At 63.9% G+C, this 25,707-nt stretch carries 20 protein-coding genes and 1 tRNA gene; 10 read left to right on the top strand and 11 right to left on the bottom strand.

What is annotated here, in order from left to right:
• The first annotated feature begins 182 nt into the window (after positions 1-182).
• Complete coding sequence (locus tag JI749_RS14365) at positions 183-1,286, top strand: M24 family metallopeptidase (protein WP_201655283.1); 1,104 nt, start codon at positions 183-185, stop codon at positions 1,284-1,286.
• A complete protein-coding gene (locus tag JI749_RS14360) occupies positions 1,286-1,804 on the top strand; it encodes a GNAT family N-acetyltransferase (protein WP_201655280.1) in 519 nt (172 codons plus the stop codon). The genes JI749_RS14365 and JI749_RS14360 overlap by 1 nt, the downstream gene beginning before the upstream one ends.
• Before the next feature lie 16 nt (positions 1,805-1,820).
• Here JI749_RS14360 and JI749_RS14355 read toward each other — a convergent pair whose 3' ends face one another.
• On the bottom strand, positions 1,821-2,771 hold the full coding sequence (locus tag JI749_RS14355; RefSeq protein ID WP_201655277.1) for a glycoside hydrolase family protein: 951 nt from the start codon (positions 2,769-2,771) through the stop codon (positions 1,821-1,823).
• Between the two features lie 124 nt (positions 2,772-2,895).
• Between JI749_RS14355 and JI749_RS14350 the strand changes: the two genes are divergently transcribed.
• Positions 2,896-3,972: a LacI family DNA-binding transcriptional regulator gene (locus JI749_RS14350; protein ID WP_233280775.1), complete on the top strand. Its 1,077-nt coding sequence runs from the start codon at positions 2,896-2,898 to the stop codon at positions 3,970-3,972.
• On the opposite strand, the gene JI749_RS14345 is transcribed toward JI749_RS14350, so the two are convergent.
• Positions 3,969-4,997, bottom strand: coding sequence for a LacI family DNA-binding transcriptional regulator (locus JI749_RS14345; protein WP_201655273.1), 1,029 nt, complete (start codon positions 4,995-4,997; stop codon positions 3,969-3,971). The genes JI749_RS14350 and JI749_RS14345 overlap by 4 nt on opposite strands.
• A 160-nt stretch (positions 4,998-5,157) precedes the next feature.
• Between JI749_RS14345 and JI749_RS14340 the strand changes: the two genes are divergently transcribed.
• The 3 genes from JI749_RS14340 (at position 5,158) to JI749_RS14330 (ending at position 9,451) form a co-directional block, all read left to right on the top strand.
• Positions 5,158-7,926 carry a glycoside hydrolase family 2 protein gene (locus JI749_RS14340; protein ID WP_233280774.1) on the top strand — a complete coding sequence of 923 codons (2,769 nt, stop codon included), beginning with the start codon at positions 5,158-5,160 and terminating at the stop codon, positions 7,924-7,926.
• A 165-nt stretch (positions 7,927-8,091) separates the two neighbouring features.
• A complete protein-coding gene (gene greA, locus JI749_RS14335) occupies positions 8,092-8,574 on the top strand; it encodes a transcription elongation factor GreA (RefSeq protein ID WP_201655271.1) in 483 nt (160 codons plus the stop codon).
• Between the two features lie 109 nt (positions 8,575-8,683).
• Positions 8,684-9,451 carry a DeoR/GlpR family DNA-binding transcription regulator gene (locus JI749_RS14330; RefSeq protein ID WP_201655268.1) on the top strand — a complete coding sequence of 256 codons (768 nt, stop codon included), beginning with the start codon at positions 8,684-8,686 and terminating at the stop codon, positions 9,449-9,451.
• Between the two features lie 155 nt (positions 9,452-9,606).
• Here JI749_RS14330 and JI749_RS14325 read toward each other — a convergent pair whose 3' ends face one another.
• Positions 9,607-12,084, bottom strand: a complete 2,478-nt coding sequence (locus JI749_RS14325) for an EAL domain-containing protein (RefSeq protein ID WP_233280773.1) — start codon at positions 12,082-12,084, stop codon at positions 9,607-9,609.
• Between the two features lie 147 nt (positions 12,085-12,231).
• A tRNA-Gln gene (locus JI749_RS14320) sits at positions 12,232-12,305 on the bottom strand.
• Positions 12,306-12,542: 237 nt separating this feature from the next.
• On the opposite strand from JI749_RS14320, the gene JI749_RS14315 reads away from it, so the two are divergent.
• Both JI749_RS14315 and JI749_RS14310 read left to right on the top strand, forming a co-directional pair.
• Positions 12,543-13,727: a Ppx/GppA phosphatase family protein gene (locus JI749_RS14315; protein ID WP_233280772.1), complete on the top strand. Its 1,185-nt coding sequence runs from the start codon at positions 12,543-12,545 to the stop codon at positions 13,725-13,727.
• Entirely contained in the window at positions 13,666-14,466 is an 801-nt protein-coding gene (locus JI749_RS14310; RefSeq protein WP_407644884.1) for an RlmE family RNA methyltransferase, read from the top strand. The genes JI749_RS14315 and JI749_RS14310 overlap by 62 nt, the downstream gene beginning before the upstream one ends.
• On the opposite strand, the gene JI749_RS14305 is transcribed toward JI749_RS14310, so the two are convergent.
• Complete coding sequence (locus JI749_RS14305) at positions 14,463-15,842, bottom strand: MFS transporter (RefSeq protein WP_233280771.1); 1,380 nt, start codon at positions 15,840-15,842, stop codon at positions 14,463-14,465. The two genes, JI749_RS14310 and JI749_RS14305, sit on opposite strands and share 4 nt — an antisense overlap.
• Positions 15,843-15,881: 39 nt before the next feature.
• Positions 15,882-17,276, bottom strand: a complete 1,395-nt coding sequence (locus JI749_RS14300; protein ID WP_201655256.1) for an MFS transporter — start codon at positions 17,274-17,276, stop codon at positions 15,882-15,884.
• A 342-nt stretch (positions 17,277-17,618) separates the two neighbouring features.
• On the opposite strand from JI749_RS14300, the gene guaB reads away from it, so the two are divergent.
• The gene (guaB, locus tag JI749_RS14295; RefSeq protein WP_201655253.1) at positions 17,619-19,121 is read left to right on the top strand and encodes an IMP dehydrogenase; all 1,503 of its coding nucleotides are present in this window, start codon (positions 17,619-17,621) and stop codon (positions 19,119-19,121) included.
• A 34-nt stretch (positions 19,122-19,155) separates the two neighbouring features.
• On the opposite strand, the gene JI749_RS14290 is transcribed toward guaB, so the two are convergent.
• The 4 genes from JI749_RS14290 to JI749_RS14275 all read right to left on the bottom strand — a co-directional run bounded on the left by JI749_RS14290 (position 19,156) and on the right by JI749_RS14275 (position 23,446).
• The gene (locus JI749_RS14290; RefSeq protein ID WP_201655250.1) at positions 19,156-19,800 is read right to left on the bottom strand and encodes a L,D-transpeptidase; all 645 of its coding nucleotides are present in this window, start codon (positions 19,798-19,800) and stop codon (positions 19,156-19,158) included.
• Positions 19,801-19,895: 95 nt separating this feature from the next.
• Positions 19,896-21,002 (bottom strand): helix-turn-helix transcriptional regulator, encoded by a 1,107-nt coding sequence (locus tag JI749_RS14285; RefSeq protein ID WP_201655247.1) that lies wholly within the window; start codon positions 21,000-21,002, stop codon positions 19,896-19,898.
• A 113-nt stretch (positions 21,003-21,115) separates the two neighbouring features.
• Positions 21,116-22,576 carry a ribosome biogenesis GTPase Der gene (der, locus tag JI749_RS14280; RefSeq protein WP_201655244.1) on the bottom strand — a complete coding sequence of 487 codons (1,461 nt, stop codon included), beginning with the start codon at positions 22,574-22,576 and terminating at the stop codon, positions 21,116-21,118.
• Positions 22,577-22,618: 42 nt separating this feature from the next.
• Complete coding sequence (locus JI749_RS14275; RefSeq protein ID WP_201655241.1) at positions 22,619-23,446, bottom strand: tetratricopeptide repeat protein; 828 nt, start codon at positions 23,444-23,446, stop codon at positions 22,619-22,621.
• 163 nt (positions 23,447-23,609) lie between these two features.
• Here JI749_RS14275 and JI749_RS14270 point away from each other — a divergent pair, with 163 nt between their 5' ends.
• On the top strand, positions 23,610-24,113 hold the full coding sequence (locus JI749_RS14270; protein WP_233280770.1) for a hypothetical protein: 504 nt from the start codon (positions 23,610-23,612) through the stop codon (positions 24,111-24,113).
• Positions 24,114-24,122: 9 nt separating this feature from the next.
• Here the strand turns inward: JI749_RS14270 and guaA are convergent, their stop codons facing one another.
• Positions 24,123-25,694 carry a glutamine-hydrolyzing GMP synthase gene (gene guaA / locus JI749_RS14265; RefSeq protein ID WP_201655238.1) on the bottom strand — a complete coding sequence of 524 codons (1,572 nt, stop codon included), beginning with the start codon at positions 25,692-25,694 and terminating at the stop codon, positions 24,123-24,125.
• Positions 25,695-25,707: the final 13 nt, after the last annotated feature.

The raw sequence follows: 25,707 nt of genomic DNA, 5'->3' as shown, positions 1-25,707 counted from the left end.
TCCGGCTCCTACCAAAAGCCTGGCGCTTGTCGCCCCACCCCCTCCCAGCCTCCCCCATCAAGGGGGAGGTGCCGTTCTGTGGCCGGACACGATCAAGCCACGGAGTGGAGCTGTACCTCCCCCTTGATGGGGGAGGCTAGGAGGGGGGAGCCACACGCACCGTACCCTGTTGAGCACCCAGCATGAACCCCACCCTCACCACCCGCATGGCCAACCTCCGCGCCCGGATGGCCGCCACCAATACCGATCTCGTCGTCATCGGCCCATCGAGCCACATGCTTTACCTGGCCAATCTGTCGCCCCATGGCGATGAGCGCCCGGTGCTGCTCATGGTGAGCTCGACTTACGCCGGCTTCCTTATGCCCGCGCTCAATGTCGACAGCGCGCGCCAGCATACCGATCTGCCCTTCTTCCCCTGGACCGATGCCGACGGCCCGCACGCCGCGCTGCAGCAACTGCTCGACGCGACCGGCGTGTCGCGTGTCAGTCCCTCCGTCGTGCTCGACGAGACCATGCGCGCTGATTTTGCTCTCCTGGTGCTCGACGCACTACCGGAGGCGAACAGGCGTTTCACCCAGGACACCGTCGGCTATCTCCGCTCGCGCAAGGATGATGCCGAATATAGCGCGCTCAAGAAGTCAGCCGTGCTCAATGACGTTGCCATGAAGGCCGGCTTCGCCGCCCTCCGCCCCGGCATCACCGAGCGCGAGGTGGCAACGGTCATTCGTGACTTCTACAAAGCCAACGGCGCCACTACTGAGTTTTGTTCCGTCTGCTTCGGCCCCAACGGCGCCTTCCCGCATCACCACACCGGCGAGACCAAGCTCCGAGAAGGCGACGCCGTCCTCATCGATACCGGCGCCCGCATCCACGGCTACCCCTCCGACATGACCCGTGTCGGGTTCCTGGGCACGGCACCGGAAGGGTTCGGCCAGATCCACTCGATCCTGGATCGCGCCGTCGAAGCTGCCATTGCGGCCGCCAAGCCGGGCGTCAAGGCCAGCGATGTTGACAAAGCCGCCCGCGACGTCATCACCGCATCAGGCTACGGCCCCAATTTCCTGCACCGCACCGGCCACGGCCTGGGCATCGACGTCCACGAAACGCCCTACATCACCGCGACGTCTGACACCGTGCTCGAAGAGGGCATGTGCTTCTCCATCGAGCCGGGCATTTACCTGCAGGGCCAGTTCGGCTTGCGGCTCGAGGAGATCGTTATTATCCGCAATGGCCGGGCCGAAATCCTGTCGGACATGCCGCGCGCGGCGGTTGCCGGCGGCAGCTAATGGCTGCGCCAACTCTCGCCACGCAACGCCTAATTCTGCGTGCCCACACGCAATATGACTTCGCCGCCTGCTGCGCGTTATGGGCCGACCCTGAACTGACGAGATTCATCGGTGGTCGTCCTTCCACGCCCGAGGAGGTGTGGCAGCGCCTGCTGCGCTACGCCGGCATGTGGTCGCTAATTGGCTATGGCTACTTCCTGGCCACCGATCGCCAGACCGGCTTACCGGTGGGCGAATTCGGCCTGGCCGACTTTCATCGCGACATCAGTCCGCCGCTTGGCGATAGGCCGGAAGCAGGTTGGATCATGCTGCCCGGCCATCACGGCAAAGGTCTTGCCCACGAAGCCATGAGCGCAGTCCTCGATTGGGCCGATGCGACCATGCCCCGCACCGTATGCATGATCGACCCGGCCAATGCGCCCTCGCTCCGGCTGGCAGCCAAGCTTGGCTATGTTGAGTATGACCGGACGACCTACAAGGACAATCCCACCATCCTGCATGCCCGCTCGGCGCTGTAGCGCGACTCTTGTCTTCCTAGGGCTTCAGCAGCGGTATGCCAGCAGCGATATTCCGCTCGAATACCAGCACATCATCCACCACCGTTACGCGGCCATGATGCACGGCAGTCTTGCGGGCCGCGACGTCGGGCGGACCTTCCTTCGCGTTAAGCTCGTCCCATTCAGGATGCGTGAAATAGTAGACCGCGCCATGATCGCCAGCGACAACCACGTCAGCATGGCGCATGAAGCGGATGTCCATCGGGTCCGTGCCCGGCTCCCCGCCGATAATGCCCTGTCGCTCCCAATTGACTGCGTCCTGGGAGCGATAGACGCCTTGTCCGCGCCATTCGTCCACGATCAGCCAATGCCAGCCGCCGAGCACGAAGACGTTGGGCCCTTCATGCGGCGGCGCGTCGGGCGAGCCAGACAGCACAAGGCCTTCCTGCTTCCATGTGTAGAGGTCGGTGCTGACGGCGCTCCAGGTGCTCGATCCGGCATCCTCGTCCTTGTACCACATGCGCCAGAGCCCATCCGGGCACTTGAGCACGCAGGCGTCGATCACCCGCGGCCCATTGAGCGTCAGGGGGCCGACGCGTGTCCAGTTCTCGAGGTCGGGGCTGGTGAAATGGGTAATCGTGCGCGGTATGCCAGGCCAGTTATCCGGCACGCCCGGGATATAGCTGAGCCACATATGGTATTGGCCTTCGGCCCAGATGACCTCCGGCGCCCAATGCGTGTTGCGTTGGCCGGCATCCCTGGGATCGTCCAGCCCCGCAACGGTACCGCGATAGTGCCAGCTGGCCCCATCGTCCGTGCTGACGGCGACGCCGATGGGCGAGCCGTGAATCCAGGTGAATTTAGGCCCCGGCGCTGCAGGCTGGCGATTGGTGTAGAACATCCACCATTCGTTGGTGCCCTGCTTGCGGATGACGGTAGGATCGGCTGCGCCGTCGGCGATCGGATCGCGGTAAATTGGTGCTGACATGTTACTATGTCTACCAGCTATTTACGGGCAATCAACCGCCGAGGCCGCTGGTCGGTGCATGACCGCGATACTTGATCGGGCGCGCTGAAGTGCATTAGTTTTACTCAATCCCGACGAGTCTTGAATGGCCGGTTCAGTCGAAACAGTTGCGCCGCAGGCGACCCGCCGGAAGCGCGGCGGTGGCCGGCGCGTGACCATGACCGATGTGGCGCGGGAAGCGGGATGCTCCCAGGCGACCGTGTCGTTCGTCCTCAACCACGCGCCGGGCATCAAGCTTGCGGCCGAAACCAGGCAACGGGTGTTCGACGCCGCGCGGCGGCTGGGCTACGCCTTGCCGGCCATGCCGATGGCGGTCGCCACCCCGCGCGGGCGGCGCATCGGCTTCATTGCAGACCAATTGGCCACCAGCCCCGAGGCGATGGTGGCGATCGAAGGCCTGACGCAGGCGACGCGGGCAAGCGGCGATATCGTCCTTGTCTCCCAGACGCAAAATGACGGTGAGCTGGAGGCCGAGCTGATCCGCGATTTTGCAAATCAGCGGATGTCGGCACTGGTCTACATGACGATCTTCACTCGGGAGGTGGACCTTCCCAGGGAGCTGATGGGCCTCGACATGCCGGTCTTCCTGCTCAACTGCTACACATCAAGCCAGGCCTATCCCGCTGTCGTGCCAAGCGAAATTGCCGGCGGGCAGCGCAGCACCCGTCACCTGATCGAAAATGGCCATCGGCGTATCGCCACCATTACCGGCGAGATCTGGATGGAAGCGGCGCAGGATCGGCTCAAAGGTTATCGCCGCGCTTTGGCGACGGCGGATATCCCATTCGATCCGACCCTTGTGGTGGAAGGTGATTGGTCGGCCAGCGCCGGCTACGATGCTACGCGGCAATTGCTGGCGCTGCCACAGCCGCCCACGGCCATTTTCTGCCAGAACGATCGCACAGCCATCGGTTGCTATGAGGCGCTCAAGGAAGCAGGCCTGGATATTCCGACCGACATGTCGGTGGTGGGCTATGACGACGAGGAAATTTCCCGCCACCTGCATCCCCGCCTCACCACCTCGATCCTGCCGCATCGTGCCATGGGGCAGTGGATCGTCGAGCAACTGAACGAGTTCGTGCCAGGGCAGGGGCGTTACCCCCTGGTCAAACTGGAATGTCCGCTGGTTGAGCGAGATTCCGTGGCTAAGCCAAAGGCTTAGTCAGCCGCTTTTACCTGGCCTATCGAGCTGCGCTCGAGGAATTCGCATTCGATCTTGACCTTTTGCTGCCGCTCGTCCTGGTCGGCGCCGTTATAGCCGTCGAGCAATTCGGCAACGGCCCAGCGGGCCATTTCATCGTGCGGCAGCACCATGGTCGATAGCGGCGGATCCATGTTGGCTGCCAGGTCTTCATTGTCGAAACCGACGATCGAAATATCGCCCGGCACCGCCAGGCCAAGCCGCTGTGCCGCCTCATAGCAGCCCATGGCCATGCGGTCGTTGAAGCAGAAGATGGCGGTTGGCGGATGGGGGTGCGACATCAGCTTGAGCGCTGACTCGCGACCGGCCCGGATGGTCCAGCCGGCCTGTACTACGAGGTCGTCATCGACCGGCACGTTCCACTCGGACATGGCCTGGCGGAAGCCCTTTTCGCGGTCGACGGCGGCCTCGACGAACCGCTCCCCGGCCATATGGGCGATGCGGCGATGGCCGGCGCGTAGCAGGGCCTGGGTGGCCGTATAGCCCCCGACAATGTCGCCAGGCACGACCGAGGGGTAGCGCAGCTTGCGCTCGTAGCAATTGAGCAGCACCAGCGGCAGCTCGGAAAAGGCGTCCGGAACTGAGACCTGCCGCGTCATGAGCGACGCATAGATGACCCCGATGGCCTTTTGCGACACCAGCAGGTCAATCGCCGCCTGCTCCAGGGCGGGCTCTGAGCGCGTGCAGAACATGGCCACGGTGACCTCCTGCAGCGCCGCCTCGTCGCGGGCGCCCTCGATAAACTGCGCGGCAAACGGGGTGGTTGAAACTTCATCCAGCATCAGGCCGATGACGCGCTTGCGGCCTTCGGGAACCGGATGCGCCTTGCCTCGGCGATAGGACAGCGATTCCGCGGCTTCGATCACGCGGCGGCGCGTAGCCTTGGACACTCGGGCGTTAGGGACGCCGTTGAGCACCAGCGAAACGGTCGCCTGCGACACGCCGGCCAGTTCGGCCACGTCCACCATCGTCGCGCGCTTTTCCACCGTTCACCCTGTCGTCAATCCATTGAGCAGCAGTCGTTTCTTAGCCGGAAATGATCACCGACTGCGAATCCTAAGGCGGCATATCGGTGACGCTCTTGCCACCATCCAGTCATGGACCTAAGGTGATAAAGATATAACTAATATTGCTGAGGAATGGCTGATGGCTGGCGAGAGGGTCATGCAGGTGACAGGAACGGGTCCGGGTACGCGCCGCCGGCTGTCGCTGGATGGAGTCTGGCAATTCCGGCATGAGGACGGACCATGGCGCGAGGCGCATGTCCCCGGGCCCTGGCAGGCCGAATTCTCCGACGTAGTGGATACGAGCGGCCGTGCTGTCTACAAGCGCAACTTTTCTGTGCCCGAAGGCTGGGCGGATCAGGAGCTGGCGCTGCAGTTCGGCGCGGTCAGTTACTTTTGCGAAGTGCTGCTTAACGGCCAGGCCATCGGTTGCCATGAAGGAGCCTTCCTGCCGTTCGAGTTCGTGCTGCCGGCTTCGGCCATCAAGGCACAGAACGAGCTGGAAGTGCGGGTGACCATGCCGTCGGCCGATCACCGCGCCTATCCAGACTATCCGTTCGGCGAAGTGCCGCATGGCAAGATCAGCTGGTATGGCCGCATCGGCGGCCTGTGGCAGTCGGTGGCGCTCGAGGCGCGTGATCCGACCCATATCGAGAGCGTCGTCATCTCTGCCGGCATGGATGGCGTGGCCCAGGTCGAGCTGGCATTTTCCAGTGCTGCGCAGGGCAGGCAGGCCGAGTTGTCGATCATTGATGCCAATGGCTCAGTCGTTGCCGAAGCCACCTCGGGCGCGGGCGTCACCAGCCTCCGCGTTGCCAACGCATTGCTGTGGTCGCCGGAAGCGCCAAACCTCTATTCTCTTGTCGTGAACATAGGGACCGACAAGCGCGTCGAAACCTTCGGCTTCCGCACGGTCGAAACCCGCGACGGCCAGATCCTGCTCAACGGCAAGCCCATCTACATGCGCGGGGCCCTGGACCAGGACTATTATCCCAAAGGTATCTATACGCCGCCCTCACTGGAATTCATCGAGGATCAGGCGCGCAAGGCCAAGCATCTGGGCCTCAACCTGCTGCGCTGTCACATCAAGGTGCCGGACCCGCGCTACTACGAGGTCGCCGACCGCCTGGGCCTGCTGGTCTGGACGGAAGTACCCAACGTCGCCAATTTCACCGCCAAGTCGGCTGACCGTATGCGCCAGACCATGCAGGGCATTCTCGACCGCGACCGCAACCATCCCTCGATCATCGCATGGACACTGATCAACGAGGATTGGGGCACCCGGCTGGTGGAAAATGCCGAGCACCGCCAGTGGCTCAAGGACAGCTACGATTGGCTCAAGGCCGAAGACCCGACGCGCCTGGTGGTCGACAACTCCGCCTGCTTCCCCAATTTCCACGTCAAGACCGACCTCAACGACTACCATTATTACCGCTCGGTGCCCGAACGCCGCCAGGAATGGGACGACATCACGGCCCAGTTCGCCGCCGGTGCCGACTGGACCTTCTCCCCACTCGGCGATGCCGAGAGGCGCGGCGACGAACCGCTGATCGTTTCGGAATTCGGCGTTTGGGGCCTGCCCGATCCGAAGCTCCTGCGCGGTGCCGATGGCAGCGAGCCGGACTGGTTCGAAACCGGCTCGCTCTGGGGCGATGGCGTGGCCTTGCCGCATGGCGTCGAGGAGCGGTTTGCCTCGCTCGACCTGCACCGCACCTTCGGTTCATTCGATGGCTTCATCGAGAACGTACAATGGTACCAGTTCATGAACCTGCGCTACCAGATCGAGGAGATGCGCCGCTATCCCTCGATCATGGGCTACGTCATCACCGAACTGACCGACGTCCACTGGGAGGCCAACGGCCTGATGGACATCGAACGCAATCCGCGCGTGTTCCACGACGTCTTTGCCCAGATCAATACCGATACCGTCATCGTGCCGCGCCCGGCCCGCTATGCAGCCTATGGGGGCGAAACGCTCGATGTCGAAATCACCGTGGCCACCGGCGGCAACCCCCTGCCGGAAGGCGCCGTCCTGCGCTGGAGCGGTGATGCCTCCGGCTCCATAACCGTGCCGGCTGCCGGCCCGGTCTCCACTACCAGCCCCAGCACCCTCAAGGTCGACCTCCCTGCCACCGGCACGAGCCGCATGGCCAGACTTGATTTCGTGCTCGAAGCTGGCGGCGATGTCGTGGCGCGCAATAGCTGCGACATCGCCCTCTATCCCACGCGGGACACGTCAGCCCTGCCGACCATCGCGGCTGCCGATGCGACCCTTGCCACCTATGCCAGGGGTTTGGGCTACACCGTGGTGCCGCAGGAGAAGGCCGATATCGTGCTGTGCTATGCCGTGGACGGCGCCGATGTCGAGGTGATGAAGGCCGGCGGTCGTTTCCTCATCCTCGCGGATGGTTCGGTGGCGACCAACAAAAACCTGCGCACCGACATGCCCGATGGCGAACTGCCGCATCGCAGCATTGTTGCCGACGGCAAGCAGTTCCGCCCCAGCCTCGACCAGCATCTGCCGGGCATCAGCCTCGTGGAGCGCGACGGGACGATCTGGCGGGGCGACTGGATCGCCGGCTTCTCCTGGATTCGTCGCGATGGCCCCTTCGCTAATATTCCGGGTGGCCCGATCTTCGATCTGAGCTTCTCGGGCGTCGTGCCGCATCACCTGCTGACCGGCTTCCGGCCCTGGGAATTCGGCAACAACGTCCATGCCGGCATGGTCGTGGGCTGGGTGCACAAGCCAGCCGCCATCATCGGCGAAAAGCGCGTCGGCCGGGGCGGGGTGGTCGCCACCACCTTCCGCCTGACCCGCGAAGCGCCGGGTGCCGATCCGGTCGCCGCGGCTTTGTTCGATGCGCTGGTGGTGATGACCGCGCAACTTCCGGTGGATGACGGAGCAAGCTGACGCGCCGCTTCGCCAGGGAAGAAAGTAGGCCGATCGACCTGGGAACACCGGGCGGTTGGCGCGACTTCCTTTATGTGAGAAGCAGGCGAACCCGCAGCCTCGTAATACCGTTCTCTGGTGAACGGCTCCCTGTTGCGCAGGGGCTGCGGGAAGGAGAATGCCAGATTGAGTGTCGCCTTCACCAAGGAAGACAGTGCTGAGACGGCCGCTGAAACCCAGTTGCCGGACCGCCCCATTTCGGCGCATCCCAACCTCGTGACGGCGGCCGGACTGCGGGCGCTGGAATCGCGGCTTCATGAGGCGCGCGTTGCCTACGAGGCCGCTGCCCTCATCGAGGACGTCAATGAGCGCCGCCGGCAATCGGCCGGACCGGTGCGCGACCTGCGCTACTATGCCGAGCGACTGCGGACCGCACAGCTCATGCCCGCTCCAACTAGCACAGATAGCGTAGCATTCGGCTGCACCGTCACCTTCACGCGTGATGATGGCCGCCAGCAAAGCTATCGCATCGTCGGTGAGGACGAAGCCGATCCAAAGGCCGGATCCATCTCATATGTCTCTCCCCTTGCCGTCGCATTCATGGGCAAGTCGGTTGGTGACATCGTGACCCTGGGCGAGCAAGAACTCGAGATAATCGGCATCGACTGATCCTTGGGCTGCGCCGCGCTTGCGAAATCTCTTCGCTTGCTGGAAAAATGCTCTCGAAACGAAAGTGTACCGCCTTAGCCCACCGGCGGCCTGGTCTTATGGGTGCGACATGCTTGACGGGCGGCGCGGCGAAATCGTGGAACTGGCGCGGCAGGACGGGCAGGTGGCCGTCGAGGCACTCGCCAGCCGGTTCAATGTTTCTGTACAGACCATCCGCAAGGACCTCAACGAACTCTGCGAACACGGGGTCCTGACCCGCACGCATGGGGGTGCCGTCTTTCCGTCCGGGGTCGAGAATGTCGAATACGAAGCCCGGCGGCGCATCGCAGCGCCGGAGAAGGCCGCCATTGGCCGCGCTACCGCCGCACTGATTCCATCCAGCGCCTCGCTGTTCATCAATATCGGTACGACCACCGAGGCGGTCAGCCAGGCTCTGCTCAACCATTCCGGACTGATGGTCATCACCAACAACATCAATGTTGCCAACAGGATGCGTATCTACCGTGGCATCGAGGTGGTGATTGCCGGCGGCGTGGTGCGCGGCTCGGATGGCGGCATCGTCGGGGAGGCGGCGGTCGACTTCATCAGGCAGTTCAAGGTGGACTATGCCGTGATCGGCGCATCGGCCATCGACGCCGACGGCGCCCTGCTGGATTTCGACTATCGCGAGGTAAAGGTGGCGCAAGCCATCATCGAGAACGCGCGGCACGTTATTCTGGTGGCCGATTCAACCAAGTTCGAGCGCACGGCGCCGGTGCGTATCGCTCACCTGTCGCAGGTCGATACCTTCGTCACCGACCGCTGCACCCTGGATGAACTGCGTTCCATAGCCACCGCCTCGGGCGTGCGGCTGGTCGAGACATCGCGCGCCGCCTAAGAATAATGACCCGGGGTCTGCGGCCGGCAGGGCGCTCTTTGCTCGCCGGGCCTTATCAGCGTTCTGCTGCCGTGTGCGGAGCCAGGCCATCAAGCAGGAAATTGAGGCTTCTGGTGAACGCGCGTCCCGAGGCCATAGTCGTGCTCGATTAGCACTCAGCCGGCACTGGTCCGCAGCGTTGGTTCGAGCGCATCGTTCCAGTCGATCGCGCCGGGCCGGCCGAGCAGGAAGCCCTGGGCCTCGGTGCAGCCTTCGGCCCGCAGTACTTCGAGCTGCGCCGTGGTCTCCACGCCCTCGGCAAGCACGGGCACATGCAGGCTCCGCCCCAGCGCCAGGATAGCGCGCACGATGGCCTTGGACTGCTCGTTGACCTCGACCTCGTTCATGAACGAGCGGTCGATCTTGATCTTGTCGAATGGAAAGCTGCGCAGCGTGTCGAGCGACGAATAGCCGGTGCCGAAATCGTCGATGGCGATCGAAACGCCCATCGCCTTGACCTGGCGCAGGATATGCAGCGCGCGGTTCTTGTCGGCGATGATCGACGTTTCGGTGACCTCCAGCTCCAACCGCTTGGGCGACAGGCCCGAACGCAGCAGGGCCGCGCGAACGGTTTCGATCAGGTCGACCTGGCTGAGCTGGAGCCCGGAGATGTTCACGGCGACCTTGTGCGGCTCGGGCCAGCTTGCGGCATCCAGGCACGCCATCTTGAGTACCCAGGCGCCAATGGCGCCGATGGCGCCGCATTCCTCGGCCACGGGCACGAAATCGGCCGGCGAAACCAGGCCATGGCCGGGTCGGTCCCAACGCAGCAAGACTTCGTAGCCCGTGATTTCGTTGGTCGCGACCGATTTCTGTACCTGGTAGACCAGGTAGAACGCGTCCTGTTCGAGGGCGGTCCAGATGTCCTTGGCCATTTCGCGCCGCTGCCGCGCATGCTCGTCCATCTCGCGTTCGTAGTAGCAGATGTGGCGATCGAACTCGGCCTTGGCCCGGTACATGGCGAGGTCGGCATTGCTCAGGAGCTTGGAGCGTTCCGCGCCGTCCTCGGGGTAGATGGCCACGCCGATGCTGCCCCCGGTACCGACCGTGGTGTCGCCGATGGAGACCCGCGTGAACAGCGCTGTTTCGATGCGAGCCAGAAAGTCGCGCAGCGCATCCATCGAGACGAACGACTTGATGGCGGCGAATTCGTCGCCGCCCAGCCGTGCCACCAGTTCGCCGTCCTTGAGGCCATGGGTGAGGCGCTCGGCCAGGGTCTTGAGCACCTGGTCGCCGGCCGCGTGGCCATAGCCGTCATTGACCTCCTTGAAGCGGTCGAGGTCGATGGCGATGACAGCCACGTTGTCGTCTCCCGCGCTGGCAGCCTGCAGCGCCATATCGAAGCGCTCGTTGAATTGCTCGCGGTTGGGCAGGCCGGTCAGCCCGTCGTGATGGGCGAGGTGGAAGATGGCTGCTTCCGTGCGCTGGCGCTCGGTAATGTCATCGGTGGTGCTGACCCACGAGCCATCGCCGATGGGGCTATGGTTGATGCGCAGTGTCCGCCCGTCGCCAAAGCTGTGCTGGATGTCGCCGCCTTGCCCCGAAATCAGCGGCAAGTGCTGGCTGAGGGCCTGCTCGACACGCTCCTCCGTATCGGCCGCTTCCGTTCCGCCGGGACCGATGATGGTCAGACGGCAAACCTCGCGGAAACTGAGGCCCGTCAGGTCCTGCGCCGGATCCAGTCCCAGCATTGCAGGCAGCCGCCGATTGTGCAGTCGCAAAATGCCTTCGGCATCGTAGAGCGCCAAGCCCTGCGACATATGTGTCATGGCCAGTTCCAGCCGCGCCGATACCTCGCTCAACCGAACCGCGTCGGCCGCTTCGCGCGCCCGCTCGCGCTCCGTCCGGCGGCGATCCGTCTCGTCGAGCACCACGCTGCCAAAGGCTGCCCCCAGGATCAGCATGGAGACAAAGGCCACGGCCAGTGCCAGCCAGCCGCCGTTGAGCTCGCCATCGGCGCTTAGCGGGAAGCAGCGGTCAAAATTGGCCGCTCCCATGGCCGTAAAGTGCATCACGCAGATGGCCAGCGTCAGCAGGATCGCGCCCAGCGTCAGCCGCCGCCAGCCCACGCCCATTGCGCTCACCGCTGCCAGCCCGGCCAGCACCATTCCGCCGACGATCGAGGCGCCCACCATTGGCGCGTTCCAGGCGATCGTGCCGCCCATCACAAGGGCGGCGATGCCGGTATAGTGCATGCTGGAAATGGCGACGCCCACCACTGCGCCGCCCAGGAAATGGTCCCAGCGGTTGGTGCCGCGAATGGCCATGGCAATGCCCAGACCACAAAGGCCGATGGCGATGGCCAGCGAGGCCGCGGTCAGCAGTAGGTCATAGGCAAAGGTGTAACCCGGCCGAAAGGCCAGCACGGCGACGAAATGGGTCGCCCAGATGCCGAAGCCGACGGCCAGCGCTGCGACGCCGGTCCAAAGATGTCGCGTCCGCCCAGTCGCCTTATGCGCGTGCCGCAGCAAGCTGACGCACGCATAGGCCGAGATGAGGCAAACCATTGCCGCAAGCGCAACAAGGCGAGGATCATGCCCAACAAGAAAGAAATCAACCAGCGGGCCCAACACGCCATCCAAGTATTCAATCACCCGACACCCTAGGGCGTACGGCTTAAATACGTCTTACGAACATGCCGGATCGGTGCAGGGAATTTAGAATCATCGCGGCGACGCAGGGGCGCGCAGGAGACTTGTTTGTAAGCGGCTTATCCGGGGGATGGGGAACATCAGGAGGATTGGCTGGGGAACCTGGATTCGAACCAAGATTGACGGAGTCAGAGTCCGCTGTTCTACCGTTGAACTATTCCCCAGCAAGGGACCGGGCGGGGCCCGTCGGTGTGGCGCGGAGCGGCAGGGCGTCCGGCGCGGGCACTGCATAGACAATGCGGATCGAGATTGCAAGCGCCTCCGACATTGCTGCTGCCCATGTCGGCGGCATTGCGCTTGCGACCCCCATGCACTACCGTCATCGGCGACACGCAATAAACAGTGCGTTCGGGCGCGATTGGCTCGGCCAGTTCGGCGACCGTGCACGACAGGAGACCACTGTGACCGATTCCGATCGGTCCGCCGCCGGGCTGACGTCGCCAGACGAACCGGCAATCCGTGCCCCGTCCGTTCCCGGACCGGCGGGGCGGGCAGGGGGCCATGCGCCTATGCCTGGATCGGATAAGCGGACACAAGCCGCCCCCAATCCGCGTCGGCATCGCGGCCCCATCTATGCGGCGCTCGACCTGGGAACCAACAATTGCCGGCTGCTTATCGCCCGTCCGCATGACCATGGCTTCCGCGTTTTGGATGGCTTTACCCGCATCGTCCGGCTGGGCGAGGGTGTGTCGGTCACCGGGCGGCTGAGCGATGCCGCCATGGAGCGCACGATTGAAGCACTGCGCCAGTGCCGCAACAAGCTGCGCGAACACCAGCCCACCCGCATGCGGCTGATCGCGACCGAGGCCTGCCGCGCTGCCGAAAACGGCCCGGCCTTCCTGGCGCGCGTCAAGGAAGAGCTGGGGCTCGAGCTCGAAATCGTCGATCGTCGCACCGAGGCGGAACTGGCGGTGACCGGCTGCGCCGATCTCATCGAGGGCACCGCCGCGGGCGCGTTGATGTTCGACATCGGGGGTGGCTCGTCCGAACTGGCCTGGCTCGATTTCCGCGGCGGGCGGCCCAAGTCGCAGGGACGCATGTCGGCCTCGATCCGCTCCTGGCAATCCCTGCCGGTGGGGGTGGTCTCGATTGCCGAGCGATTCGGCGGCGTTGATGTGACCCGCGACGTGTTCGAGGCCATGGTCGGCTATGTGTCCGAACACCTGCGCCAGTTCCGTGGTCGCGAAAAGTTGCGTCAGATGATCGCCAATCATCCGGTGCACCTGATCGGCACGTCGGGGACCGTGACAACCTTGGCTGGCCTGCATCTGGGGCTCGAGCGCTATGAGCGGCAGAAGGTCGACGGCCTGTGGATGAAGCGCGGTGAGGTCGACGACACCATGAAGGTGCTGCTGGCCATGCCATTCGACCGCCGCGTCGCCCATCCGTGCATCGGTCGCGATCGCGCCGACCTGGTGCTGCCCGGCTGCGCCATCTTCGAGGCCATCCGCCGCGAGTGGCCGACCGAACGCGTTCGTGTGGCTGATCGCGGCCTGCGCGAGGGCATCCTGATTTCGCTGATGGATGCCGACCGCGTCCACAGCCGCGCGTCGCGCTATCCGCGGAGGAACGGCAATGGTGGATAAAGCGCTCGGCAATGGCGGTCGCAAGTCCGACAAGGACCTCAAGATCCGCGTGAAGTCGGCCAAGGGCCGCAAGGTCAGCTCGACCAAGTGGCTCGAGCGCCAGCTCAACGACCCCTATGTGGCGCGCGCCCGCGCCGAGGGTTACCGGTCTCGTGCCGCGTTCAAGATCAAGGAGATGGACGAAAAGCATAAGCTCTTTCACAAGGGCACGCGCGTCGTCGATCTGGGTGCTGCGCCCGGCGGCTGGTCGCAGGTGGCGGCCAAGGCGGTCGGGTCCACCGATGCCAATCCGCTGGTGGTCGGCATCGACTATCTCGAAATGGATCCCATTCCCGGCGTCGTCCTGTTTCGCAAGGACTTCACCGAGGATGACGCGCCACAACTGCTGATCGATGCCATGGGCGGCAAGAAGGCGGACCTGGTGATGTCGGACATGGCCTGGCCCACCACGGGCCATCGGGCCACCGATCACCTGCGCATCGTCCAGCTGATCGAGATCGCCGCCGATTTCGCCATCGACGTGCTGGCACCCGGCGGCGCTTTTGTCGCCAAGGTGTTCCAGGGCGGCACTGAGCATGAACTGCTGCACATGCTCAAGCGCCACTTCAAGACGACCTTCCACGCTAAACCGCCATCAAGCCGGCAGGATTCGGCCGAGGCCTACCTGATTGCCAAGGGTTTCAAGGGCCCCGACGAGCGGACAAACGGCGAAGAAGACGGCGAGCACGAAGAGCGCTAGTGCCCGCCACCGTCGCGTTGGGTCAGCTGATGCCCGGCATTGTTGGGTAGTCGCAGAAACAGGACGGTGGCGATGGCAGCGACACCCGTCACGACCAGGAATGCGGTCTGGAAATCGGCCAGCTGCAGCGGGCCCTCGCCGCGCAGCCGGTGGACCAGTTCCAGCGTGCCGCCGCCCAAGGCCACGCCCATAGCGAACATGAGCTGACCCCAAACCTGGCTGATCACATTGGCCTGGCCGGCATCCTTGTCTTCGACATCGGCAAACACGAAGGCGTTCGAGCCGGTCCAGAAGACCGATTGCCAGAAGCCGACGAAGCACAGCACCGACAGCATCAGGGGCAGGGGCGTCGCCGGCGTATAGAGGCCCATGGCCAGGATGCCCAGGCACGAAATGCCAGTCGCCAGCACCAGCGGGTATTTGAAGCCGAAGCGCGCGAACAGCCAGTTGCACATGAACTTGGCGATCAGGGCGCCGACGGCGCCGATAAAGGTGATCATCCCCGATTCGAACGGCGTCATGCCGAAGCTGAGTTGCAGCATCAGCGGAAACAGGAACGGGACGGCCCCCTGGCCCAGCCGAAAGAACGTGCCAGCCACCACCGAGATACGGAATACCGGCAGTCGCAACAGGCGCAGGTCCAACAGCGGGTATTCGGTGTGCAGAGCATGGCGCACATAGAGTGCCCCGAGGGCAATCCCGACTGACGCCGCCACCGCACCAACGACCGGCGGCAGGGCGGGGAGGCTCATGACCGAACAGCCAAAGGCGAATAGGGCAAAGGCCGAGCCTGCCAGCACGAAGCCGGTACGGTCGATCCGCCTGGGCTCGTTGCGCTCGGGGGTGTTGGGCAAGACGAAGCTGACCAGGATAATGCCAAGGATCCCGATCGGCACGTTGATGATGAAAATCCAGTGCCAGCTGAAAAACGTGGTCAGGAAGCCGCCAAAAGGCGGCCCGACGATCGGCCCGATCAGCGCTGGAATAGTGAGCCACGCCATCGCATCGACAAGCTGGTGACGCGGGGTGGCCCGCACCAGCACCAGCCGCGCCACCGGTCCCATCATGGCCCCGCCCATGCCCTGGAGGAAGCGGGCGCCGACGAACTGCGCCAGCGTGCTCGACAGCGCGCATGCCACCGACCCAACCATGAACACGACCATGGCGACACGGAACACATTGAGCGCCCCGAAGCGGTCCGACATCCAGCTCGAAATGGGGATGAAGATGGCCAGCGCCACCAGATAGGCCGTGAGCGCCAGCTTGAGCGAGATCGGGTCAGTGCCGATATCGGCAGCAATGGCTGCCAGCGAGGTGGCGATCACCGTCGAGTCCATGTTTTCCATGAACAGCGCGGTCGCCAGGATGAGGGGCATGGCTCGAGACACGGCAATATCGCCGGGAAAAACTCCCGGTCACTCCTTCTGGACGGTGGCGGCTCGGTGGCCCGACACGTTGCTGCCGGCGTCGGCCGGCAGCCGCCAATAAATGATGCCGGCCAGGGCGCTGAGCCCGCCGACGACAAAAAACGCGATCTGGAAGTCGATGAGCGCCAGCTCAGCGCCGCGCAGCCGCGTGCTGATCTCGAGGATGGCCCCCGCGACCGCCACGCCGAAGGCTACGCTCAGCTGCTGGCCCACAGCGACGATGGCAGTGGCCTGGCTGGCTTCCTCGTCATCCACGTCGGCATAGCCGATGGCATTGGATCCGGTGAAGAACACCGAGCGCAGGATGCCGCCCACCAGCAGCGCCGCCATGATCAGCGGCACGGGCGTTGACACGTCGAACAGGCCCTGCAGGGCGATCAGGATTCCGCCGAAGAAAGACGCGAAGCCCAGGGTGCGCGGAAAGCCGAACCGGGCATAGACACGCTCGGCAATGAATTTGCTGAAGATGGCGCCGATGGCCGAAACGAAGGTGATGGCGCCCGATTGAAAGGGCGAGAGGCCAAAGCCCAGTTGCAGCATCAGCGGCAGGAGGAAGGGCACCGCACCCACGCCGATGCGGAACATCGAGCCACCGGTGATGGAGGAGCGAAAGAGCTTGTGCCGGAACAGGGCAGGGTCCAGCAGCGGGAAACTCGTTCGCCGCGCATGCAGCAGGTAGAGCAGGCCCGACGTAACGCCGATGGCAAGCGTGAGATAGCCATAGATCAGCGGCAGGGCCGGCAGGCTGACCACCGAAAGGCCGAACACAGTTCCCGAAAAGGCTACCCCAGCCAGCACGAAGCCCACCATATCAATGGGGCGCGGATTGCGGGCATCCGGCACCTTGAGGAAAATCCCGGCCAGGATGATCCCGGCAATGCCGATCGGAATGTTGATCCAGAAGATCCAGTGCCAGCTCAGGTAAGTGGTGAGAAAGCCTCCGATCAGCGGCCCGGTCAACGGACCGAGCAGCGCCGGAACGGTCAGCCAGGCCATGGCAGACACCAGCTCGCTGCGTGGGGTCGAGCGCACCAGCAGCAGGCGCCCGACCGGTGTCATCATCGAACTGCCGATCCCCTGGAAGAAGCGCGAGGCTACGAAGGTTTCCAGCGAATAGGAAAACGAGCAGGCCAGCGAGCCGAGCATGAAGACGAAGATGGCCAGGCGAAAGATGTTCTTGGCGCCAAACCGGTCGGCCATCCAGCCGCTGATGGGTATGAAAATGGCCAGCGCCACGAAATAGGCCGTCAGCGCCAGCTTGAGCGCGATCGGCTCTGTCCCGATATCGGCTGCAATCGCTGGCAGCGACGTGGCTATGACGGTCGAATCCATCTGTTCCATGAACAGGGCAACCGCGAGGATGAGGGGAGTAACGCGGATCACTGGGATGGACCGGGAAGAATCGAAGGATACCGCGAACGCGGTACCGTGACACTATGGAGCGCCACGCCGCCGGTGAAAAGGCAGAGTTCAGCCTTGTATGGAAGATTAATTGACCCGGTCCATGGGTTTAGAGGTTTTACCTGTCGCCGAACCGCAACGGTCGCCCCGCAGCAGCCAGCTTATTTATGCAGCGCCGCCCTGCATGCGGGAAGCCGCCTGCACCCCTATGCAAGCCGGGCAGCCGGTGCTATTGACCCTCGCCAACCTGAGCCCGGAAGAGTCCCTCGTCCGGTTCGCACTCCAACATTTCTGATTGTATCAGAAGGCAGGAAAGGTCTGGCCTTGGCGAAGATTATTAGCACCGCAACCGGCGACTACGCGCTGACCTTCGACGACGTGCTGCTGCAGCCGGCGCGATCCGATGTATTGCCGGGTGAGACCGATATTTCCACCTATGTCACCAAGGACATAGCGCTCAATCTTCCCATTCTGTCTTCGGCCATGGATACCGTCACTGAGAGCGCCATGGCCATCGCCATGGCGCAGGCCGGCGGCATGGGCGTGATCCACAAGAACCTCACTGCCGCCGAGCAGGCCGAGCAGGTCCGCCAGGTCAAGAGCTTCGAGTCGGGCATGGTGGTGAACCCCATCACCATCGGCCCCGATGCCACGTTGGCCGATGCGCTGGCATTGATGCAGGCCAACCGCATTTCCGGTATCCCGGTTGTCGAGAATGGCGGCACGGGCGGCCGTGCCGTGGGCAAGTTGGTGGGCATCCTCACCAATCGCGACGTGCGCTTTGCCTCGCACCCGGCGCAGCCGATCCGCGAGCTGATGACCCACGACAACCTTGTCACCGTCCGCGACGGCGTCTCTAAGGATGAAGCCAAGGTCCTGCTGCACAAGCACCGCATCGAAAAGCTGCTGGTGGTCGACGCCGACGGCCGTTGCACAGGCCTGATCACGGTCAAGGACATCGAAAAGGCGCAGCTCAATCCCAACGCGGTCAAGGATGACCAGGGTCGCCTTCGCGTGGCGGCTGCGTCCACCGTGGGCGACCAGGGTTTCGAGCGCTCGCTGGCGCTGATCGATGCTGGCGTCGACCTTCTGGTGATCGACACCGCCCATGGTCACTCCGTCCGCGTCGCCGAGGCCGTCGAGCGCGTCAAGCGCGAGAGCAATTCCACCCGTATCGTGGCTGGCAATGTCGCTACCGCAGAGGCCACCCGCGCGCTGATCGATGCCGGCGCCGACTCGGTTAAGGTCGGCATCGGCCCTGGCTCGATCTGCACGACCCGCATCGTGGCCGGCGTTGGCGTTCCGCAACTCGCCGCGGTAATGGCCTGCGCGGAGGAGGGGGCCCGCCAGGGCATTCCCGTCATCGCCGATGGCGGCATCAAGTTCTCGGGCGACATGGCCAAGGCCCTGGCCGGCGGCGCGTCCTGCGTCATGGTCGGCTCGCTGCTGGCGGGTACCGACGAGAGCCCCGGCGAGGTCTATCTCTACCAGGGACGCTCCTATAAATCCTATCGCGGCATGGGCTCAGTCGGCGCGATGGGCTCGGGTTCGGCCGATCGCTACTTCCAGCAGGACGTGCGCGACCAGATGAAGCTGGTGCCCGAGGGCATCGAGGGCCAAGTGCCCTACAAGGGTTCGGCTGGCGCCGTGCTGCACCAGTTGGCCGGCGGCCTGCGCGCCTCCATGGGCTATACCGGCGCCCACAATCTCAAGGACTTCCGGGATAACTCGGTCTTCGTGAAGATCTCCGGCGCCGCCCTGAGCGAGAGCCACGTCCACGACGTGACCATCACCCGCGAAGCCCCGAACTATCGCAGCGGGCGGTAGGCATCGGGCCTGCCTCGAGGGCTACACCCTCACGTCAGGCGGGCAGCACGATAACCTTGGTGTCGACGGGCGTCTGCTCCCACAGGTGCAGCATGTCCTGTGTCAGCAGGCCCACGCAGCCGCTAGAGACACCCCTGCCAATCGTCTCGGGCTGGATGGTGCTGTAGATGGTGTAGAGCGTGTATTTGCCGTTCTGGTAGAGATAGAGCACGCGCGCGCCCAGCGGGTTGCCGAGGCCCGGTGGCATGCCACCGGCATATTGGGCCACCTCCGGTTGGCGGGCGATCATCTCCTTGGGCGGCGTCCAGGTCGGCCATTCGGCCTTGCGCCCGATATAGGCGTCGCCGCTCCACAGGAAGCCCTGCCGCCCGACATTGGCGCCGTAGCGGGTCGCCATGCCGTCGCCCTCTATGCGATAGACGTAGTAATTCTTGGGATCGACGATGATCGTGCCGACGGCTTCGTTTGACGCATAGCGCACACGCCGGCGCAGGTATTTGGGGTCGACCTTGTTGATGTCGACAGCCGGAACCGGGAAACGCTCGTTGGGCAGCGGGCCATAGACACGCTCGGCCTCGGCAAAGCTCATGCCGCCGGTCGTGCAACCCGCCAGTCCAAGGGCGGCCAATGCCAGCGAGCCTCCCAGAAACGACCGGCGCTTCATTTCTACCGTGACCATGACCAATCTCCCTTGCCTTGCCGGGCAGACATTGAGCCCAAGGCTGCCTATTGGCAAGCGCCAGAAACGCCGGTCCACCCGATCTTGTGCACCCGTTAGTCCTGCCCGTCCATGTCGCTAGGCAGCAGCCCCCCAAGCACGCCTGCCAGTTCGATGATGCCAGACAGGCCGGTTTTCTGGTATATCGCCTTGCTGTGCGATTTCACGGTTTCGGGCGACACGCTCAGAATGTCCGCCACTTCCTTATGGCGACCACGATTCTGCACCAGCGTTGCAGCGACCCGCGCCTCGGCCGGGGTCAGGTCGTATAGGGCCCGCAGGATCGTATCCGATGGCGCGGCGCGCTCTGCAACGCGATCAACCAGCACCAGCCCAGTAGCCCCGAAAAGGATGTCCCGCGCAACACCGCGGATCGGCAGGACGTGGATGATGGCCGCAGGGTCCCCCTGGCTGCTGCGCGGTACAGGCACGGACGCGACTGTTCCGGTCCACAATTCCGGCTTCAGCCGGGCCAGGGTTTCCTGGAGCAAAGCATTGGCGGCTGGTGCCCTGAGTCGCAAGCCATCCCGGCGATCCATGAACAGGCCGGGCATTAGGCCCTCGAAAGATTGGTTGCAGGTCAGCAACTTCCCACTATCGTTGACCACGGCCGCCGGAAGGCCGACGGCGTTGAGCACTCCGACGGTCGAATTGAAGTGCTGGAACGCCAGTTGCGCACTGAGAGACACTGCCCGGGCGATGCTGGGCCTCAGCACGTCGAACCGCTCGGCGTCGGCGCGCTCATAGGCAGGTGCGGCGCTGGCGCGCTCGAACGTCATGATGAGCATATTGCCATTGGGGACCTTGAGGATGGTGCCCATCGACGGGCCCAGGTCCCAACGGGCCGCGAAGTCAAACCATTCGTAGCCGGCACGGTCTGCGGCGGGCAGGACTTCCAGGTCGTGGACGAAACCGGGTTCGCGAGAGAGCAGCGCCTTGCCCGGTAGCGGGTTCCTGGCTGCCCAACCCTCGTTGACGATGGCGTGCCAGGCATCGTGCAGGCGCTCGCTGAGGATGGAATGCCGGTTCATTCCATTGACTTCGAACAGCGTTCCGCCGCGCGCCTCGGCCAGTTCGCTAGCCTTGTCGAGAAAGCCCTGCCACCGCTCGGGCACAATGGCCGCCTCATAGGCCAAGTCCGACAGTTCGACCGCCCAAGTCATCGATTATCCCCCCACCCCATCGTCTGATAGCGCAGGATTGGCTGGTGGCCTAGTTGCCGGGCCTGGGACGGCGATCACATTTCGGGCGATGGGCAGAGCAAAAAAGGTGGCGCCTAGCCGATCTTGCGCTTGGCCTTGTCGTCATAGGGGTTTTCGCTGCCCCCGCGCACCCAAAGCCGGATCGGCGTGCCCTTGATGTTGAACGCCTCGCGCAGTCCGTTGACCAGGTAGCGCTGATAAGCCATCGGCAACACATCCGGCCGCGAGGCGAAGAGGATGAAGCTGGGTGGTCGCGTCTTGGCCTGCGTCATGTATCGCAGCTTGAGCCGGCGTCCGGAAACGGCCGGTGGCGGATGCCCGTCGACCATGCCGCTGAGCCAGCGGTTGAGCCTGGCGGTCGATACGTGGGCGTTCCAATTGCGCTCGATGGCGAAGATGGCGTCCATTAGCTTGTCGATATTCTTGCCTGTCAGGCCCGACAGCGTCACCAGTGGCACGCCGCGCAGTTGGGGCAGCAGGCGCTCGCATTCCTCGCGCAGCATCTTGAGATGCTCGTTCTTGTCCTCGATCAGGTCCCACTTGTTGACCGCTATCACGAGAGCTCGCCCTTCGCGCTCGACGAGATCGGCTAGCGCCAGATCCTGCTTTTCAAACGGAATGGTGGCGTCGAGCATCAGCACGACGACTTCGGCGTATTGGATCGAGCGCAGGCTGTCGCCCACCGCCAGCTTTTCGAGCTTTTCGGTGACGCGCGAGCGCTTGCGGATGCCGGCGGTGTCGACCAGGTTGATCACCCGGCCTTCCCACTCCCAGGGCACCAGGATCGAGTCGCGGGTGATGCCGGCCTCAGGACCCACCAGCACACGCTCTTCGCCCACCATGCGGTTGATCAGCGTCGACTTGCCGGCATTGGGCCGGCCCACGATGGCCACGTTAAGGTAGCGCTTGGGGTTCCAGCGCAAGGTTGCCTCGTCGCCCTCGCCTTCGAGCATGTCCGCGGTAATATCGATGTCGACCTCGGGCATCTCATCGAGATCGGCAATCTCGGCGGCCCCTGCGGCTTCCTTCTCGGCTGCGACCCGGTCGATTGCGGCGGAGACAATCGAATAGAGTTCAGACAGCCCCAGTCCATGCTCGGCGGACAGCGCGATGGCCTCGCCAAAGCCCAGTTTGAAGGCTTCGACCAGCCCCGCTTCCGCCGCGCCACTCTCCGCCTTGTTGCCGACCAGGTGCACGTCCTTGCCCGCCTTGCGCAGCACCTGGGCAAAGCGCTGGTCGAGCGGCACGACGCCGGCCCGCGCGTCGATCATGAACAGGATGACGTCGGCTTCCTTTATGGCCAGTTCGGTCTGCTGGCGCATCCGGTCTTCGAGGCTACCGTCCTTGACGTCCTCATAGCCAGCCGTATCGAGAATCCGGAAAGTGAGGTCCGCGATGCGGCCCTCGGCTTCACGCCGGTCGCGGGTCACGCCCGGGGTGTCGTCGACCAGGGCGATCTTGCGACCGACCAGCCGGTTGAACAGCGTGGACTTGCCGACATTGGGACGACCGACAATAGCAACGGTGACGGTCATGCGTGTCTGTTCCGATCCGGCGTCAGGCGAAGGCGATCACGCTTATTGCGTGACCGGCTGCGCCTCGGTGGTGGCGGCGGGAGCATCCGCTGCAGGGGGCTGGTCTGCCGGCGCATCCGCTGCCGGCGTCTCCTCGGCAGGCGCTTCGTCGCTGACGATCTCGTCGATGGCTGTGGCGGCGGCGTCGGCCGAGTCAACGGCGGGAGGCGCGGTGATTGCACCCTGCGACAGCAGCTGGGCCAGGTAATAGCCCATGCGGTTGCGCACGGTACTTTGGGTCAGCGGATCATTGGCCACGGCTTCGAAATTAGCCTGGGCAGCGGCAAAGTCGCCGGCCTTGTATTGCGCCAGCCCCAGCGCCTCGCGCGCCGCATTGCGCAGGGGGCTATCTTCGGCGGCAACGCTGCCGACGCGCGATTCCACATCGGCCAGGGTACCCGCATCGATCATCAACGTGCCGCCCAGGACCAGCGCGAGTTCACGCAGGCGGGTATTGGACTGGTTGTTGGCGAGCGCATCATAGGCGGCCACGGCATCGGCGACCGAGCCTTCCTTGGCCAGCAGGCCCGCCTTGCGGAACTGGGCCAGCACCGGATAGCTGCCCGAGCCGTTGGCGATCAGGGCGTCGAGCTGCGTCTGCGCTGCCGGCAGATCGCCACCATCGATCGCGTCGAAGGCAGCATAGAGCTCGTCGGACGACTGGGCGGCATTGTTGGTGTGATACCAGGTCCAGCCTTCGTTGACCGCCACCACGAGCACGACACCGACCGCAGCGCCGATCACATAGGGCGCAAACCGGCGCCACAGGGCGCGCATGCGATCGCTGCGCAGCTCCTCGTCGACTTCGCGGAAGATATTCTGTTCGGACATGGCCTGCCTAAGGTCATCAGTTCAATTCGGGCGCACGTTTAGCATGCTGCCCGACGAAAGCAAATGCAGGTGAGAAGGCGCGGAGTTGCGAGGGCTTCTTGGCCAAAGCTTTACCGTTTATCGCTAGACTTCGGACACATCGGAACTTGAGGAAACAGTCGGCTTGGTCATCAGGGTACCCCTATCCGCCATCGACTTTGAGCCCCCGGCGGCAATACCTCCCCCCACAACCTCCAACTCCTATCCGGGCAGTTCGGCTACTCCTGCCGGCCTGCTGCTGCTTGCGGGAGAGTATCGACAGGCTGCCGGCTTGCTTATGGGCAACGGCCGAAAGGGCGTGGCCGCGTCATATGCTCCTTTCCGCCTCAATGCCATCCACGCCATCGAGCTCTATCTGAGTGCCTTTCTGCTGAGCGTCGGTGAGCCGCCCGAGGCGATACGCGCCCTGGGTCATGACCTGGCAACTCGCTCCGAGCGCGCCGTTTTACGAGGCTTGGTCCTTCGCCAGCGCACCATCTTGCATATGCGGTCGCTGTCTGGCGCCCGGGAATATCTTGTCAGCCGCTATGCAGTTGAGTTGCTGAGTTCGATGTCACAGCTTAACCAGCTCTCGGCAACGCTCGAAGAGGTCGCTTCGAAGGTAACGCGTCGAATGCAACGTGCTTAAAGAAGGCGGCTATTCCCACTCGATCGTGCCGGGCGGCTTGCTGGTCACGTCATAGACCACCCGGTTGATGCCGCGCACTTCGTTGATGATGCGCGTGGCCGTGCGGCCGAGGAAGTTCATGTCGAACTGGTAGAAGTCGGCTGTCATGCCATCCACTGACGTCACGGCGCGCAGGGCGCAGACGAATTCATAGGTGCGGCCATCGCCCATTACGCCGACGGTTTGCACCGGCAGCAACACGGCAAAGGCCTGCCAGATCTTGTCGTACTGGCCCGACTTGCGGATTTCATCGAGATAGATGGCATCGGCCTGGCGCAGGATGTCGAGCTTTTCCGGCGTGATGCCGCCAGGGCAGCGTATGGCGAGGCCAGGGCCGGGGAAGGGGTGGCGGCCGATGAAGCTTTCGGGCAGGCCGAGTTCGCGGCCCAGCGCCCGCACTTCGTCCTTGAACAGCTCGCGCAGCGGCTCGACGAGCTGCATGTTCATGCGCTCGGGCAGGCCGCCCACATTGTGGTGCGACTTGATGACGACCGACGGCCCACCCGAAAAGCTTACGCTCTCGATGACGTCCGGATAGAGGGTCCCCTGGGCCAGGAACTTGGCTCCGCCCAGCTTGCGGGCTTCTTCCTCGAAGGTCTCGATGAACAGGCGGCCGATGATCTTGCGCTTGGTCTCGGGGTCGGATTGCCCCTCCAACTCGCGCAGGAACACCTTGGACGCGTCAACATGCACCAGCGGGATATTGTACTGGTCGCGGAACATGGTCACGACCTGCTCGCTCTCGTTGAGCCGCATCAGGCCGTGATCGACATAGATGCAGGTGAGCTGGTCGCCGATCGCTTCGTGGATCAACACGGCCGCGACGGAAGAGTCGACACCACCGGAAAGTCCGCAGATCACCTTGCCGGAACCGACCTGGGCGCGGATTTTCTCGACCATCTTGGCCCGGTAGGCCGACATGGTCCAATCTGACTTGAGCCCGACGATATTGTGCACGAAGTTCGCCAGGAGCTTGCCACCATCGGGGGTGTGCACCACCTCGGGATGGAACATCGTCGTATAGCGCTTCCTGGACTCGTCGCCGGCAATGGAAAAGGGTGCGTTGGGCGAGGTCGCCATGACCTTGAATCCATCAGGGAGCACCGTCACGCGGTCGCCATGGCTCATCCAGACCGGGTATTTTCCGCCGACTTCCCAGATGCCCTCGTAAAGCGCGGACGGCTCGAGGATTTCGACATCGGCACGGCCGAATTCGCGGTGGTGGCCGCCCTCGACTTGGCCGCCAAGCTGCAGGCACAGGGTCTGCTGGCCGTAGCATATCGCCAGGATCGGCAGGCCGGAATCGATGATTTCCTGCGGTGCCCGCGGGCTGCCCGCCTCGGTCACCGATGCCGGCCCGCCTGAAAAGACGATGCCCTTGGGCTGCATCTCGGCGAAGGCGGCCGCCGACTTGTTGAACGGATGGACTTCGCAATAGACGCCCGTCTCGCGAATACGGCGCGCGATAAGCTGAGTGACTTGCGATCCGAAGTCGATGATCAGGATCGATTGCGGGCGGTCGGACAGGTCTGTGCTTTGCATGGCGAGCCATTAT

The sequence above is a fragment of the Devosia oryziradicis genome, assembly GCF_016698645.1.
Classification (GTDB): Bacteria; Pseudomonadota; Alphaproteobacteria; order Rhizobiales; family Devosiaceae; genus Devosia; species Devosia oryziradicis.
The sequence above is the reverse complement of the archived record's forward strand: the minus strand, read 5'-3'. Positions and strand labels throughout refer to the sequence as shown.

Coding starts and splice junctions, on each gene's coding strand:
- JI749_RS14365 (WP_201655283.1), top strand. CDS start 183: ATGAACCCCACCCTCACCACCCGCATGGCCAACCTCCGCGCCCGGATG.
- JI749_RS14360 (WP_201655280.1), top strand. CDS start 1,286: ATGGCTGCGCCAACTCTCGCCACGCAACGCCTAATTCTGCGTGCCCAC.
- JI749_RS14355 (WP_201655277.1), bottom strand. CDS start 2,771: ATGTCAGCACCAATTTACCGCGATCCGATCGCCGACGGCGCAGCCGAT.
- JI749_RS14350 (WP_233280775.1), top strand. CDS start 2,896: ATGGCCGGTTCAGTCGAAACAGTTGCGCCGCAGGCGACCCGCCGGAAG.
- JI749_RS14340 (WP_233280774.1), top strand. CDS start 5,158: ATGGCTGGCGAGAGGGTCATGCAGGTGACAGGAACGGGTCCGGGTACG.
- JI749_RS14330 (WP_201655268.1), top strand. CDS start 8,684: ATGCTTGACGGGCGGCGCGGCGAAATCGTGGAACTGGCGCGGCAGGAC.
- JI749_RS14310 (WP_407644884.1), top strand. CDS start 13,666: ATGCCGACCGCGTCCACAGCCGCGCGTCGCGCTATCCGCGGAGGAACG.
- JI749_RS14305 (WP_233280771.1), bottom strand. CDS start 15,842: ATGCCCCTCATCCTGGCGACCGCGCTGTTCATGGAAAACATGGACTCG.
- JI749_RS14290 (WP_201655250.1), bottom strand. CDS start 19,800: ATGGTCACGGTAGAAATGAAGCGCCGGTCGTTTCTGGGAGGCTCGCTG.
- JI749_RS14285 (WP_201655247.1), bottom strand. CDS start 21,002: ATGACTTGGGCGGTCGAACTGTCGGACTTGGCCTATGAGGCGGCCATT.
- der (WP_201655244.1), bottom strand. CDS start 22,576: ATGACCGTCACCGTTGCTATTGTCGGTCGTCCCAATGTCGGCAAGTCC.
- JI749_RS14275 (WP_201655241.1), bottom strand. CDS start 23,446: ATGTCCGAACAGAATATCTTCCGCGAAGTCGACGAGGAGCTGCGCAGC.
- guaA (WP_201655238.1), bottom strand. CDS start 25,694: ATGCAAAGCACAGACCTGTCCGACCGCCCGCAATCGATCCTGATCATC.